The following is a 15,211-nucleotide window of genomic DNA, read 5'->3' on the forward strand; positions in this document are numbered from 1 at the left end:
AATCAAAATGGGGCATTACTCCAATTTGGGGTGTAAGCAAAAAAAATGGCCATTTGCGGGGCTCGCTCGGCGGTTGAAATAAAATTTTTCGCATTTTAGGGCTTGAATATTGCTTAAGATTTCTATTTTTGTGCGTGGAAAATCCTTTTCTATCCAGGAGTCTTATATGGGCGGCTTTTGTGGTGTTATTTCCAAAGAAGATTGCGTTTGCGATCTCTTTTACGGAACCGACTACCATTCTCACCTTGGCACTCACCGCGGCGGTATGGCTGTTTTGAAATCGGATGGAGTTTTCCATCGCTCGATTCACAACATCCAGAACACTCCGTTCCGCAGTAAGTTTGAACACGATTTAACACATTTTTCCGGCAAGGTTGGCTTAGGCGTCATCTCTGACACGGACCCGCAGCCGCTCGTCATGACCTCCAAGCTGGGAACGTTCGCGATTGTGACCGTTGGTCTCATCACGAACATTGAAGATATTAAGAACGAACTTTTCCGCAACAACTGCATGCAGCTCCAGTTCTCTACAACGAGTGGCATGGTCGGTCCGACCGAAGTTGTTTCAGCGCTTATCGCTACGCAGGATTCAATTATTGACGGTCTCAAGTATGTTCAGGACAAGGTGAAGGGAAGTTGCTCCGTGCTGATTATGGATAGTGCGGGGCGTTTTTATGCCTGCCGCGACAAGTGGGGCCGTACGGCTGTAATCCTTGGTAAGAAGGATGGCGCCATGATTGCCTTGCAAGAAAGCTGCGCTCTTCCGAACCTCGGTTACGAATACGTCCGTGATCTTGGTCCGGGTGAAGTGGTCGAGCTCACACCGGATGGCGAAACGGTGCTTGTTCCTCCGCGCAAGAAGATGGCAATTTGTTCGTTCCTCTGGGTGTATTACGGTTACCCGGCCTCCAGTTACGAAGGTCGTAACGTGGAAATGACCCGTTACCGTTGCGGTTCCGCTCTTGCGAAGCGCACCCCGACCGAAGCCGATGCCGCTTGCGGTATTCCGGACTCCGGTACTTCTCACGCTTTGGGTTATGCACACGAAGCCGGCATCAAGTTTGCCCGTCCGTTCGTGAAGTACACGCCGACTTGGGCACGTTCGTTTATGCCGCAGGACCAGCGCCAGCGCGAACACGTTGCCTCGATGAAGCTCATTCCGATTCCGGGTCTCATCAAGGACCGTCGCCTCGTTTTCTGCGATGACTCCATCGTTCGCGGAACTCAGCTCGGCAAGCAGGCTGCAAAACTTTATTCGATGGGCTGCAAGGAAACGCATATGCGTATCGCTTGCCCGCCGCTCGTTTATCCGTGCAAGTTCATCAACTTCTCACGCTCCAAGAATGAATACGACCTCATCACGCGCCGTTACATTCGCGACCAGGAAGGTGAAAACGCCGATCTCGACAAGTACACCGATCCGAATGGCCAGCCGTACAAGGACATGGTCGAATACATCCGCAAGAAGCTGAACCTCACGTCGCTTGCGTTCCAGCGCATTGACGACTTGATCCAGGCTATCGGCCTCCCGGAAGAAGACCTTTGCACTTACTGCTGGACTGGCAAGGACTACGCCGAAACGGGTGACTGCTATCATTGCCCGTGCCATTGCCACGACAAGGAAAAGGAAGAAGACAAGTAGTTGTCATTCCCGCCTCCGAGCGGGAATCCCCATTTCAAGTTCTTTGAAATTGAAAATCCGACCTCTTACGAGGCCGGATTTTTTTATATCAGGAGATGTCTATGGGACTTTTTAGTGACGTTTCTTCTTGTTGTTGGGAAGCGCTGTGAAGTTGTTACTGCACGTGCCTCCGTTATACGGACCAACGGCCTGAATGTTGAATTTGTATGACCCCGGAGTCCCCTGCATCTTGAATTTGAGGGAGGTGAGCATTCTGGATGCCTGTTCGCCAGTGATCTTGGTGGCTCCCTTGTACCAAGAGGGCTGTTTGAAGTCGGCCCATTTGATGAACTTTGTCGTGCCAACGGTGCTCTTCGGGAGTGTTGCCATCGGTAATGCGTAACCGATCGCAGCGTCCATTTCTTCGCCGAGGCTCATTTCGAGGGCTGGGGCAATATCAGAGGTGTACGAGATGCATACACCACCCATGCCTGCGGCATCGGCCGGTTCGAGGTCGCCGTAGTCCGATTCACCGGCCAAACCAAAACCAACGCCAACATACGGATTGAACGTCATTGTTCCCTTGGAGAGAACGGCCGTGCCACAGAGACCGCCGCAATAGTCAATAACTGGATCCAAGGCGTCATCGCTGTATTCGTTCCCGCGTTCAACAGGCCAAACGACTACAGATGCGCCACCATCGACGTCATCACCGTAGCTGAACCAGTAGCCAGACGTTGTGGTGCCGTTATCGTAGCCGGTTTGAATTTGGTATTCGCTGTTGGTGCCAAACCAGGTTTCGAAACTATTTGTTGTCGATGGCGGATTGATCGGATCTGGAATGATTGGGTCAGGGTCAACCGGATCCGGTTGCGTCGTTGTGGGCAAGTAAATGGGGAACTTGGCTGCTCCGCAACCATCGTACGGACCGACTGCAGCTATGTTGAAACGGCCGAGGGTGCCGCTGGTGCCCTGGAACTTGAATCTGAGCGATGCCAACTGCTTGGCCGCTGCTTCGCCTGGCATCTTGGTTGCGCCCTTATACCAACTGGGCTGCTTGAAGTCGGACCAGGCGATATACTTTGTTATGCCCGTGGCGCTCTTGGGAAGAGTGACTGCAGGAACGGCGTAACCGATTTCTGCTTCGGCTTCTTCACTGAGACCCATTTCGAGAGAAACGGCCATTTCGGAGGCGTATGAGACGCAAACGCCACCCATGCTAGATGCGTCTGCGACATCTGGGGTTCCGTCGAAAATGTTCTTTTCGCCGACGAGGTGGAAACCGAGGCCGACAAACGGATTGTAAGTCAAAGAACCTTTGTTAAGGCTGTAAGTTCCGCAAACGCCGTTGCAAAGCTCGATGATCGGATCCATTGCATCTTCGCTATACTCGTTGCCTTTGTATGTCGGCCAAAGAATTTTGGAACGTCCGCCGTCGAGATCGTCGGCGTATTCATACCAGTAGCCGTATGTCTCTGTGTCGTTGCCGAATCCGGTCTGAATTTGCGGATAACCTTCGTAACCGTACCAGGTCTCGAATGGGCCATACGGATGGTATGCTGAAGATGAAATGCCAAAGTTGCTAGAAGAGCTCTTTGGCTCGTGATCTGGCGGGATGAGGTCGTCGAGGTAACCGCAGCCGACAAAAAGCATAGATGCTGCCGCTGCCGTTAAGATTGATTTCTTGTGGAACTTGTTGTATCTCATGATCTTCCTCCTTGATTGTTCTAGGATGTTAACAAACATAAATAAAATAATTTGAAAAAGATAACCCGTTTTTTGAATAAATGCTTGTTTTATTACTTTATTTGTTTTAATGTATAGTTGGATAATACAAAGTAAAAATTTTTCATTATACGTTGAAAATGTTGTATGGTAATAGCTTTTGCTTTATATAATACAGAAAATGATGCTTATTTTGTTCTTTATGATACGCTTTTTATGGGCTAATTTTTGAATGTAATTTTTTGCTTTCATAAATATGACACTGAAAAACGCAAAAAAAGCGCCCCATGCGGAGCGCCTGTTTTCAAGTTGAATAGTGTCGTTTATGGGTAGCAATAGCCTCTGTTGTACGGGCCGATAGACATGATGTTGAGCTTGCCTGCAGAACCACTTTTACCGTGCGCTAGGAAATGAACTGCGGCTAGTGATTTTGCGGCTTCTGCTCCTGTAATCTTTTTGTCTCCATCGTACCATGAGGGCTGCTGGAATTGCGACCATTTCACGTACACCGTGTTGACTTCTTTGCTTGCAGGAACCGAAACGATTGGCAACGCGTAATTCAGTTCTTCGTCTTTTTTATCGCCGAGTCCCATTTGTATATACATGTCGTTGTCGGATGTGTACGAAACGCAAACCCCGCCCATGTTTGTTGCATCTACTGTTGTCAGGTAGGATATATTGCTCTCGGGATCGATTTCTTCTCCAGCTATAATGATGCCAATTCCTACAAATGGCTCTTTTTCGTCAGGGAATTGGAATTTGTTAAGATAGTATTCCGCGCAAATTCCCTTACATTCTTCTATAAGCTCCATTCTCCAACTGTCAAAGGAGTCTTCGCTGAAGTTGTCATAAGGTGGGTCTATCGGCCAGGTTATTGATGAAGTGCCATTTTGCTGGTCATCGAAAATGCTGAACCATATACCCGATGTTTTACTCCCGTTGTCGTAACCGGTTTTGATTTCGAAATCTCTAGATCCGTGCCAAGTTTGGAATGGGTTTATAGATAGCTGCGCGACGGAGTCTACATTTGGTAAAGTTCTGCAACTCCCGTAACGACCGATAGACATGATGTTCAATTGGTTGGATTTGTCTTGGTTGCCTCTTAGCATAAACATGAGCGAGACAAGATTTTTGGCCGCATCTACGCCGGTGATTTTCATATTGCCCGTGCCGTCTTGCTTGAAGTCTTTCCAAGTGAATTCTTTCATGACAGGCGTGGTTGCAGGCGGGAGCGTTACGCGAGGAAAATCGGGTTCGAGAAACGTGTTCGAATTTTCGTCAATGTGCATTTCGAGCGAAATGTCCGAATCGGATGTGTAAACGACACAAATGCCATCTTTGTTGGAAACGTCAGCGGAATAAATCTTATCTAGTTCGTCAATGCCAGCAATGTTAAATCCGATGCCTGCGTATAAATTGCTGACTTTGTCTCGCTTTTTGAGCGTTTGCGTGACGCTAATGCCTCCGTATTGGTTTATCATTCGCGTAAAGCAATCTTCAGACCAGTCGCAGTCTAGTCTGGTAAAGCCATTCCAGGTGATTTGAGAGCCTTCGTCTTGATATCCTTCGTCGGTTCTTTCAAACCAATAACCGGATGTTTGGAAACCTGCATCGAAACCGGTGTTGACGCGTGATTCTCTGTCTCTCCGAGCACACCACATGTCGCCGCAAATTGCCTCTTTGGACTGTGTGGCGGGCAATTGTGCGCTAGAGCTCGATTGCGTAGAACTTGATTGTGGAATCTGCGAACTAGAGAGAGCTTCGCTGCTTGACGAAACTTCAATAGGCGCACCCGGGTTGGAATCGCTACACGCAGAAACCATAAAAGATGCTGCAGCGATTGCTGACAGCGTTAATCCACATCTCTTCAAATGCATTTTTTTTTCCTCCATTTTTAAATATAAGTTATTTGGAGTGAAATAGGACAAAATAAAAGAGGTGCTCCGTTAGGAACACCTCTTTTGACATTCTTGATTGTCGCTATTAGCGCAGATCCTTCAGGGCTGCTTCGTCCTTGGCGATAATTTCTCTTTGCGTTGCGAGCTTGGTGCGTTCGGCGTTCACGACAGCTTCCGGAGCTCCATTGACGAACTTCTCGTTGGAGAGCTTCTTTTCGATAGAAGCGGCGAATGATTTGGCCTTTTCGATTTCCTTTTCGAGGCGTGCGATTTCTGCAGCCGGGTCAAGGATACCTTCGAGCGGGATGTAGAGTTCGCCACCCGGCACCACGGAGCTTGCGCTGAACTTCGGCTTTGCGGCCTTCACGGCTACAGAGAACGATTCAAGTCCACCGAGTTCGGTGATGATGGCCTGGCAATCCTTCACGCTTGCTTCGGTTTCGGCGGTATCGACGCTCACGACAGCCTTGAGCTTGGTCGCCGGGCTTACGTTGTAGCGACCGCGCACGCCACGCACGCTTTCCACGACGGCGAATGCCTGGTTGAAAGCTGCTTCGATCTTGGCGTCGATGAGGCTCGTGTCAGCCTTCGGCCATGCACTGTTGATCACGCGTTCAGAACCCGGGAAGAGCGTTGCGTTCAGTTCTTCCGTAATGAACGGCATCACCGGATGCAACAGGTCAATCACGCCGCGGAGCACGTGGCTGAGGATAGCCATAGCGTTCTTCTTTTCGGCGGTGAGCGTTTCGCTGTTGATCACGGCCTTCTTGATTTCCAAGTAGCTAGAGCAGACATCGTCCCAGACAAAGCGGTAGAGGAAACCGGCGAGTTCAGCAAAGTGGAACTCTTCGAGCATCTTCGTTGCGTCCTGGATGGTGGAGTTCAAGCGAGAGAGAATCCAGCGGTCTTCGAGTGCGAAGATCGAAGAATCCATCGGGAGCATGTCCTTGGAAAGTGCGCCAGCCTGTTCCAAGTGCGGGAACAAGAAGCGGCAAGCGTTCCAAAGCTTGTTCGAGAAATTACGACCAATTTCGAACTTTTCGCTCGTGTTGATGACAGAACCATCTTCCTGCTTTTCCTTCTTCACCGGGAGACGAACGTCCTGGTTGTCGGTGCAGAGGCTTGCCATCACGAAACGGAGAGCGTCCGTGCCGTACTTCTTTTCGATATCCATCGGGTCCACGCCATTGCCCTTGGACTTGCTCATGGTCATGCCATTGCCGTCCAAAATCTTCGGGTGGATGTACACCGTGTGGAACGGAACCGTGCCCATGTTTTCCTGGCTGAAGAGCACCATGCGGGCGACCCAGAGCGTAATGATGTCGCGGCTCGTCACAAGCACAGAAGTCGGGTAGTACTTCTTGAGCGTGTCCGTCTGTTCCGGCCAGCCCATCGTGGAGTGCGGCCAGAGACCACTGGAGAACCACGTGTCGAGCACGTCTTCTTCCTGCACAATCTTGTGACCGGCAACAGCATCTTCCTTCAAGTTTTCTTCTTCGGAGCAGATGAGCCAGATGCCGTTCTGTGCCTTGTAGTAGTAAATGTCGTTACGGCCTGCGAATGCCTTGTTCAAGTCCTCTTCGGTCGTCGTTTCGTCGGCGTGCCAAATAGGAATGCGGTGGCCCCACCAGAGCTGACGGCTGATGCACCAGTCGCGCTTTTCCTTGAGCCAGTCGAGGTACTTGTTTGCATAGCGTTCCGGAATGATCTTGATTTCGCCGCTCGTGACAGCCTTCATGGCGTTGTCGGCGAGGACGTCCATCTTCACGAACCACTGGTCGCTCAAGTACGGTTCAATCACAGTCTTGGAACGGTCGGAGTGACCCACCTGCATTTCGTGGTCTTCGACCTTGATGAGGAGGCCCAAGTCTTCGAGACCCTTCACCACAGCGTCGCGTGCGGCCTGACCCTTCATGCCCTGGAACGGACCGGCGTTTTCGTTCAAGCTGCCGTCGTCGTTCATGATGTTGATCATCGGGAGCTTGTGGCGGAGGCCCGTAGCGTAGTCGTTCGGGTCATGAGCCGGAGTCACCTTCACGGAACCCGTACCGAATTCCATATCGACGAGGATAGCGTCTGCAATCACCGGAATTTCGCGGTTCACGAACGGAACCTTGAGCATCTTGCCGATGAACTGCTTGTAGCGTTCGTCGTTCGGGTGCACAGCAAGAGCCGTATCGCCCATGATCGTTTCCGGACGAGTCGTTGAAACCGGGATGAATCCCGAACCGTCGGCGAGAGGATACTTGAATGTCCAGAAGTGACCCTTCACAGTTTCGTAATAAATTTCATCGTCTGCCACAGCCGTCTGGAGCTTGGTGTCCCAGTTCACGAGACGCTTGCCGCGGTAGATAAGACCCTTCTTGAAAAGGTTGAAGAATGCGTGGCGGACAGCCTTTGCGCAAACCGGGTCGAGCGTGAAGCGCTGACGGCTCCAGTCGCAGCTGACGCCGAGGCTCTTGAGCTGCTTCGTGATGCGGGCTTCGTATTCGTCCTTCCACTTCCAAATGCGTTCCACGAGGGCGTCGCGGCCAATGTCGTGGCGAGTCTTGTGTTCGTCCTGGAAAAGTCTCTTTTCGACGACAGCCTGCGTGGCAATGCCGGCGTGGTCCGTGCCCGGAATCCAGAGCGTGTCGCGACCAGTCTTACGGCGATAGCGGACGAGAATGTCCTGCAGCGTGTCGTTCAGAGCGTGGCCGAGGTGCAAAGCGCCCGTAACGTTCGGAGGCGGAATGACGACGGAGAACGGTTCGCCCTTTCCGCTCGGGGCAAAATCATTATTCTTTTCCCATTGGGCGTGCCAACGGTCTTCTACAATTTTCGGATTATAACGAGTTTCCATTTCCATAATGCGCCAAATTTAGTAAAAGTAGGAAGTAGGTGGTAGGAAGTAGGAAGTGAAATGCAGCGGGAAATGCGCTAATCGCGTCATCCTGAGCGTAGGCGCAATGCGCCGAAGTCGATATATGAAACTTCGCTCTTTAGAGCCTTAGTTGAATTAGGTTCGTAGGAGCAGGATCTAGTAAAGTCTTGGAAAATAGGGTAGGAGGGGGAAAGCGTTAGACTTTCGCTACGCTCAAGTCTCAACTGTTCGGCTCGGTTATGACAGCTTGCTAGCAATCTGTCGCAACGCTCGCCTTATACAGTTGTCCCCTGATTGCAGCCGCTACGCGTCTTCCATCACCCCTTCGAGCGGGCGCACAATCGCCGCGCCCCGCAACGCCCCGGGCTTTCTACGTAAGTAGTTTGTCTAAGTCATCAAAAGCATTTTGCAAGGCTTCCTGAAAAATTCCATTTCTTTAGCCATCAGCACCTCTGAATGTAAATGGAATTGCGAGGATTACCGAGAATGAAGGGTAAAGTTGTATTGAGATCCATAGTAAACCATACGAATTGACTTCAACAATATATATTTTAAAGAAGATTGTTCTTAATAGTCAGGACGTATGCCATATGGAAATAAAACAGCAAAAAGGCGTTTTCATTTTTGTAATCGCATATTCTTATGCTAGGAAAAGTTCGATAAATAAGAGGATCGATGACTATTTTGTAACCGTAACAGACAATGAGCCTGTCCCTACTGAAATTTTTAGAGAATTTTATCAATCGAATCAGGGAAAGGGAGAAATTGAAATAACAAATTACGAAATATACGCTAGTTATCACAAAAAATCTCGCATCGTGACCGACAACTTGATCAAAGCTATCAAAATCATTTACAAGCGGATTAATAGTTTCAAAATTGTTGGAATTCTAGAAAATGAAAATGATTATGTATTCGGTTTGCGCTGTCATAATGGAAGTATTCCAATATTAGGCTCTTTACCTGCGATTAGAAAGAAAGACCTTTCATACCACGCAAAAACCGTATATAACGACGACGAATATCTAAACATGAAACCAACCTGGCAATCTGCAATAGTTTTGCACGATTACAAATAAATTTCAATATTACGGTGTACAAGTAATCTTTTCAATAAGTTCCTGTACGCCATCAAAAGCAATCGCCCAATAAGGTGGCTCTTTACCAGACCAACGGGACAATATTTTTCTGTATCCTAAATGGAAATTTTTGAAACATACTTTAAGAAATCCCCAATTATCACAACGCCCATCATACATGTGAGATAAATGTTTTTCGTACGCCTGAGCCCACTCATGGCAAAAAGCTTTGTTAAATAGAATTTCAAGGAATTCTCGCCAATCATCATTGCTTATTATATAAGACTTCTTTTCTAATTTGCCCTGCTTTAGATTGGCATATTTGAGTAGAATATCTTTCTTTTTTGAAATCGTTAATACGAATCCTGTTGTATTTTCTGAAAACAGTTGATCCGTAGCAAATTCGATTTTAACAAATGAAACGACATCTGCCAATTCAACGCCATTGGGTAAAGGAAATTTCTCACATGCTTTGTTATAGCATTTATAACAAAATCTTTTTGAAAGATTTTGATAATCTCTATAATTCGTATCTCCACCGCAGCAAGGACACTTGCAAGGCTTAGTGTCTTTAGGATAGAAGATATCATCAGGCTTTTGAAGATTCTGTAGATTATATTTAGCACCACAAAAATCCTTTATTGTACCGCCATTATCGAGAAAAGATTCTTGTTCTTTTGCGAGGAAGAAGCCCTCTTCAAAAGAAGTTCTGGTATTTTTTCCGAAGAACCGATTGAAGAAAGTCAGAAATTCGTCCCAATTTTCAGGCTTTTGACTTGTCCAAGAAAAACTTTTTTCAAGTTTCTGAGTATAGATACGAATTAAACCATACTCGCCAGGGTTTGCGTCTATTCCGCTATCGGATTTCCATTCCAAAATATTGATTTTTTGGAACAGAACCCACATGTAGTATTCCCAACTAATGTTTTTAGATGTTATAAAGCAGCCAAACCACTTGCCGTTCCTTATCCATACGCGAGTTTTGAATTCCACCCCATCGCCTTTTTCAATCCAAACAGTGATTGGATTTTCTTTAATAGGACGTTTGGATGTAGTTGCTGTCATTTCCTGATTTATCCCCTTGAAATACGTGATTTCAAAGGATGTGACAGTTTCGCTCGTGAAATTAGAATCACCGACAATAACGCCACGGTCAATTCGTTCTTTTAGGAATCTTCCATTTTCTACGGGATGTGTAAAAGCTTCAACTTTCGGATCGACGATTCTTTTTTCCTTAGGTCTTTCTAAAACTTTTCCCTCTGGCTCCGGAACATCGTCCGTTATAATTTTAGAGGGATTAAAGCTTAGAAATGTTTCGTCCAATGCAAAATAAGATTCTGATTCGTTCAAAAATACAGAATTTGCAGTCTTACGGATTTTTTCCCTTTGTATTTCACTTAAGCGTTCCGCTTCTGTAAGCCCAGATGCAAAATAGGAATCATAATAGCTTCTTTCTACATAATTACCATGATCATACTGAATAGATTCAAATAATATTCCATGCTTGTTATATCTTTTTTTCAACCCATGAATCAATCCGTCAGTATACGGAATTTCAGCCTTAATCGTACCATCAGGAAAGTAGCGCTTTTTCACGCCATTCATAAGACCATCCACATAAGGAATTTCACTTGCAAGAAATCCTTTTTCAGAATAACGCTTGACAACGCCATTGATTATTCCTTTTTCAATGGGGCGTAGTTCGCGAATTTCGCCATTCCTATGGTATATGGTCTCTATAGGCATTTTTTCTTTTTGCGCGTTTTATTTTTGTGGCGTACTTGACCGCTTTTGTTTTGACCTTTTGTATTATCTACAAATACGAATGGATGGTGACCATAGAAGAAATATACTGCTTTATCATATCCCTTTAAATCTTCAACAACACCTTTGGGAAACCTAGATATATCAACAATTTTGTTTTTTTCAACTTCATCTAAAGCTGCTAAAGTTCCTTTATGTTTGAAAAAGGGGATCATTTTTCGGACTCCTTTCGGCTTTATATTAATATACCCTCGCAGAATGTCAAAATCTGTCCTTTGACAGAAAAAAGTTCATTTTTGCCTAAAATCAAGGCATTTTAAGGTTTTTCGTCGAGTTTTTGCATCAATTTGTGTGTTTCGATAAGGATGGCGATGATTTTGCGGTAGTGCGAGATGTCGTCGTAGGTCAGGGTGCGGTTTTTGCGATCTTTGAGCCACTTTTGGGCGGGTTGGTAGCCACCGATGTAGAAATTCCAGGCTAATTCAGGAACGTTTGCAAAATACTGCGTTTTGTTAATATAGACTTTTTCTGTTTCAAAACGCACTTCTGTTACGATGTTGTCGCCTTCGATGTCGAAGGATGTTGCCTGCGGTGGAATTTCTTCCATCAGATGCAATTTGCGGAGTTTGTTACCGATAGCAATGATGCGTTCGAATTCATCGTTATTTTCGGGATACGGAATACGCGGAAAATCTATTTTCAAGAATTCTTTGTATTTTTCGCGATAGCTTGGTGTATGGAGAACTCCATAGATGTAATCAAAGACTTGTTCTGGAGTTGTTTTGAGTTTAACGTTCTTGTCGATTTTACTCCAAATTTTTTCGTCTAGGTTGGGTTTGCGAATTTCGCCAAGATTTTTCTCACCTTCTGTTGGGTAGAGGTAGAGAGGGAATAAATCTCCTGCACCAAGTTTCCCCGCACTTGCAATCAAGTTATGATCTCCGATTGTATTTGTGCAAAAAACATATTTCCAATCGCTAGAACATTGTCTCGGAACAACCAAAGCTACATTCGCTTTACGCAGGTGTTGCATTACATTAAATGCAGCTCGTGATACCAATTTTTCATCATAATAGATGTAATAGAAATCTAATACTCTATACTCTGCTTTTTGAATCTTAGAATTATCAAATTTACAGCATTTAATTTTGTCTGTAATTTTATAAGAGGAGGAATCAACAACATTATATAGCTCTATAAAATTCTTTTCTAATTGTTTTCCTGACAAAAGACTACTTATTCTTTCTATAAGACAGTCTTTATCACAATCATAAAACAACAAATCTCTATCAGTTTTTACACCAGAATTTCGGACTTTCATCAAATCGTCAACTTTGAATCCCTTTTCATATTCTTCCTGCACTGAAAAATCTTTAGGTACAAAGAAATACTGTGGTGCTTGCGGAGTGAGTTCATACCAAGGAATATCGCTAAACGATGTTTTAGCAAGAAATGCGTATTTTTCAAAACGTTTGCCGAAGAGTTCGTAATGGAATAGTTTAGCTAACGAAGAGGGAGATTCCCGGTCAAGCCGGGAATGACAAGATGAATCGTTTGGGGTGACGTTCTGTTTTTTCTTAATAAAAATGTTTATGCTTACGCCTTGCATGATATCAAAGACGTTTTCGTCTTTACCGCCATCAGATGCAACTTCATTTTTTCGTGTATCACCATGCAAATTCAGAATGTAAATTTCATCAAAATTTTCCATCAACGCTTTTCGCATTTGACGATGCGTTATTCCATCAATGAAACTATTGTTTGAAATATATGCAAGAATCCCTTCCCCATTTTTTTCTACATAGTAATGCCCAAGACGAATAAACTTGATATAATCGTCATCTAGATTAAGCTTTTTCTCATTCAGATTTTTCTTATAATCATTTAAAAGATTCAGAATCCACGCACTTTTATTGCTACTACTTACGCTATACGGAGGATTCCCCATCATCACCATTACAGGTGTGTCGCGTTTGACAAGGTTCGCCTCATTAGCTTCTTGAGCGAGCCACTGAGCAAACAACGTTCCTGTATCGTGGTCACATTCTTCAAGAGAATTTGTAAGGAATATGCGAAGACGCTTATCTTGTTTAGCCTTATAGCCAGTCTGTGCAAGCACCATATCCAACTTTAAGTGAGCAACTGCATACGGAGCCATCATAAATTCAAAACCATTCAGACGAGGGAGCAAATGTTCTTCGACATAATTTTGCCATGCGCCCTTTTGATTTTCCATGCTGGAATAAATTTTATGCACCACCTCAGCAAGGAATGTTCCCGTACCCGTTGCCGGGTCTAGAATCTGAACTTTATGGTATTCACGGTTTTCGTACCTCTTGTGGTCTTTAGTGCGATTGTCCGTATAGAGGTTCGAAGTTTGGCGAACCGTCACTTTACTCGTGTCAGCAAGCCCGTCACTCAAATGAAACCGAGACTTCAAAATTTCATCGACAGCATTGACGATAAAATGTACAACAGGTTCAGGCGTGTAATAAACGCCGCAAGATTTTTTCTGCTTAGGGTCGTAATAGTGCAGAAAATCTTCGTAAAAGTGAATCATCGGGTCAGCTTGACCTGTCGTCTTTCCGAAGTTTTTCATGACCTTCGACATATCCGTCACACGAAATGTTTCTGCAAGGTCATCTACAATCCACGCAATACTTGTATCCACATCGAAGGCGGCCACATTCTGGAAAACTTTACGCAAAAATGGATTCGTCTTAGGAATTAACGTCGCCGCTTCTTGACGGCTAAATGTTTCAGGAGTATCATCGTGAAGCCTAGCTGCAAACATTCCATAGCAAATCGTCTGCGCGTAAATATCTGCAAATTTGCGTTCGGTCAAATCATGAATCAAAACTCTCTGAAAAGATTTCCACTGTCCTGCCAATTCCCCCGTTTTTTCAGAATCAGCAACAAGAGTTTTTTCAATCACTTCTGCAAGAAGTTTAGCCTTTGCCGCCATCATCTGAGCTAGTTTTGTAGAACTCGTAATTTTCTGAGGTTGGGCATCAGCAAAAGATGCAACCATCTCCAAAAACATCGGAACATTAGCTTCTATTAGTTCAATTTTATTCCCTTTGATTTCTGCAATACGAACGCTACTGGAAAACTCGCCATTTTCGTACCGATGAAAATCAAGATAGTCCGTAAAGAGAATGTGGTCTAGCGAATTCTTATAGCGGTTGAACTGTTCCTTGTGCTGGCGATTTCCGTTCAAGTCACTATCGCCTACATCCTTAGCTTCTACAAAAGCAACGGGGATTGAAGTTGCACCACTCCCTTTTGCGATAATGTAATCCGGAGCTCCGCACTTGATGCGGGTTGGTTCGTTTGTGACCGTATGATCCGGGAGTAAATCGCTAAGCAGTTTAGCCAACGCAGGGCGATAGCTGTGTTCTGTAGCTTTGCCTGTAGCAAACTGTTTAGATACATCATCGATATACTGAGCGACGAATTGAAACTTGCTTTTATCTAAATCAGTCATGGCGGCTCCAGCGTTGCGAGAGCCGTTTCTAACCCGTACCGCGAAGTCCACCAAATGAAAAAGGCGTGGAACCGTGAGCACTTACTGACGCAGTGGGTCACCACAACCCAGTCAACAAATAAGCACAAACGGCCCACGCCCCAAATGGGACGTGAGCGTTCGTCTTATTCTTATGTTGACTTTTGAAGTGGTGAATTTCTGCGTCAAAGAATAAGAGACGAATCTCAAATTTCTATGCGCCCTACACCACAAGGTGCAGGGCTATGTCTTAATGAAATATATAAATATGCGGAATAGAGATTGCTTCGCTACGATTGCAATGACGTGAAAAATCAACTTTCGGTTTAAAAATATTCTACCTCTTGACAAATAGTGAACATTTGTGTATTTTGCAATCGTAGAATTTGTATTTGCGGATTTTTAGCTTGTTCTGCAAAGGAGTGAAAAATGAAAAAAGTTATTGCCGCTGCCACAAGTGTTGGCGAAGTTGATGTTTCGGCAAAGTCTGAATTTTCCCTGATTGATGAGAATATGCTCAAGTCGCGAATCTATACGATTCGTGGGCTTAAGGTAATGCTTGATGCCGATTTGGCTGAGATTTATGGGTATAGCACTAAAGCTTTCAATCGACAGGTTAAGAATAATATTGAAAAATTTGACGAGGATTTTCGCTTTCAGTTATCAAACAGCGAAATTGAAGAACTTTCAAGGTCAAAAAAGGGGATGCGGACGAATAGTTGGACACAACTAGAGGACGCATCATGCATTTTACCG

Annotated in this window: 9 protein-coding genes; 3 read left to right on the top strand and 6 right to left on the bottom strand. The window is 45.3% G+C overall.

What is annotated here, in order from left to right:
- Window positions 1-166: 166 nt before the first annotated feature.
- Entirely contained in the window at window positions 167-1,642 is a 1,476-nt protein-coding gene (locus B7982_RS13265) for an amidophosphoribosyltransferase (protein ID WP_088661163.1), read from the top strand.
- 111 nt (window positions 1,643-1,753) lie between these two features.
- On the opposite strand, the gene B7982_RS13270 is transcribed toward B7982_RS13265, so the two are convergent.
- From B7982_RS13270 to B7982_RS13280, 3 genes are all read right to left on the bottom strand, one after another.
- Window positions 1,754-3,328, bottom strand: a complete 1,575-nt coding sequence (locus tag B7982_RS13270) for a hypothetical protein (protein ID WP_088661164.1) — start codon at window positions 3,326-3,328, stop codon at window positions 1,754-1,756.
- A gap of 341 nt (window positions 3,329-3,669) precedes the next feature.
- On the bottom strand, window positions 3,670-5,223 hold the full coding sequence (locus B7982_RS13275) for a hypothetical protein (protein ID WP_088661165.1): 1,554 nt from the start codon (window positions 5,221-5,223) through the stop codon (window positions 3,670-3,672).
- A gap of 106 nt (window positions 5,224-5,329) precedes the next feature.
- Window positions 5,330-8,086, bottom strand: a complete 2,757-nt coding sequence (locus tag B7982_RS13280) for a valine--tRNA ligase (protein WP_233138561.1) — start codon at window positions 8,084-8,086, stop codon at window positions 5,330-5,332.
- Window positions 8,087-8,697: 611 nt separating this feature from the next.
- Here B7982_RS13280 and B7982_RS13285 point away from each other — a divergent pair.
- A complete protein-coding gene (locus B7982_RS13285; RefSeq protein WP_088661167.1) occupies window positions 8,698-9,186 on the top strand; it encodes a hypothetical protein in 489 nt (162 codons plus the stop codon).
- A gap of 9 nt (window positions 9,187-9,195) precedes the next feature.
- Here B7982_RS13285 and B7982_RS13290 read toward each other — a convergent pair whose 3' ends face one another.
- From B7982_RS13290 to B7982_RS13300, 3 genes are all read right to left on the bottom strand, one after another.
- The gene (locus B7982_RS13290) at window positions 9,196-10,932 is read right to left on the bottom strand and encodes a toxin-antitoxin system YwqK family antitoxin (RefSeq protein WP_088661168.1); all 1,737 of its coding nucleotides are present in this window, start codon (window positions 10,930-10,932) and stop codon (window positions 9,196-9,198) included.
- Entirely contained in the window at window positions 10,923-11,165 is a 243-nt protein-coding gene (locus tag B7982_RS13295; protein ID WP_088661169.1) for a hypothetical protein, read from the bottom strand. Before B7982_RS13295 ends, B7982_RS13290 begins: the two co-directional genes overlap by 10 nt.
- Window positions 11,166-11,266: 101 nt before the next feature.
- Complete coding sequence (locus B7982_RS13300) at window positions 11,267-14,437, bottom strand: type ISP restriction/modification enzyme (protein ID WP_088661170.1); 3,171 nt, start codon at window positions 14,435-14,437, stop codon at window positions 11,267-11,269.
- Window positions 14,438-14,968: 531 nt separating this feature from the next.
- On the opposite strand from B7982_RS13300, the gene B7982_RS13305 reads away from it, so the two are divergent.
- Window positions 14,969-15,211, top strand: a 243-nt coding sequence (locus B7982_RS13305; protein WP_144065971.1) for an ORF6N domain-containing protein, incomplete at its 3' end; no start/stop codon positions are given.

The sequence above is a fragment of the Fibrobacter sp. UWB2 genome (genome assembly GCF_002210425.1).
In the GTDB taxonomy this organism is placed as follows: domain Bacteria; phylum Fibrobacterota; class Fibrobacteria; order Fibrobacterales; family Fibrobacteraceae; genus Fibrobacter; species Fibrobacter elongatus.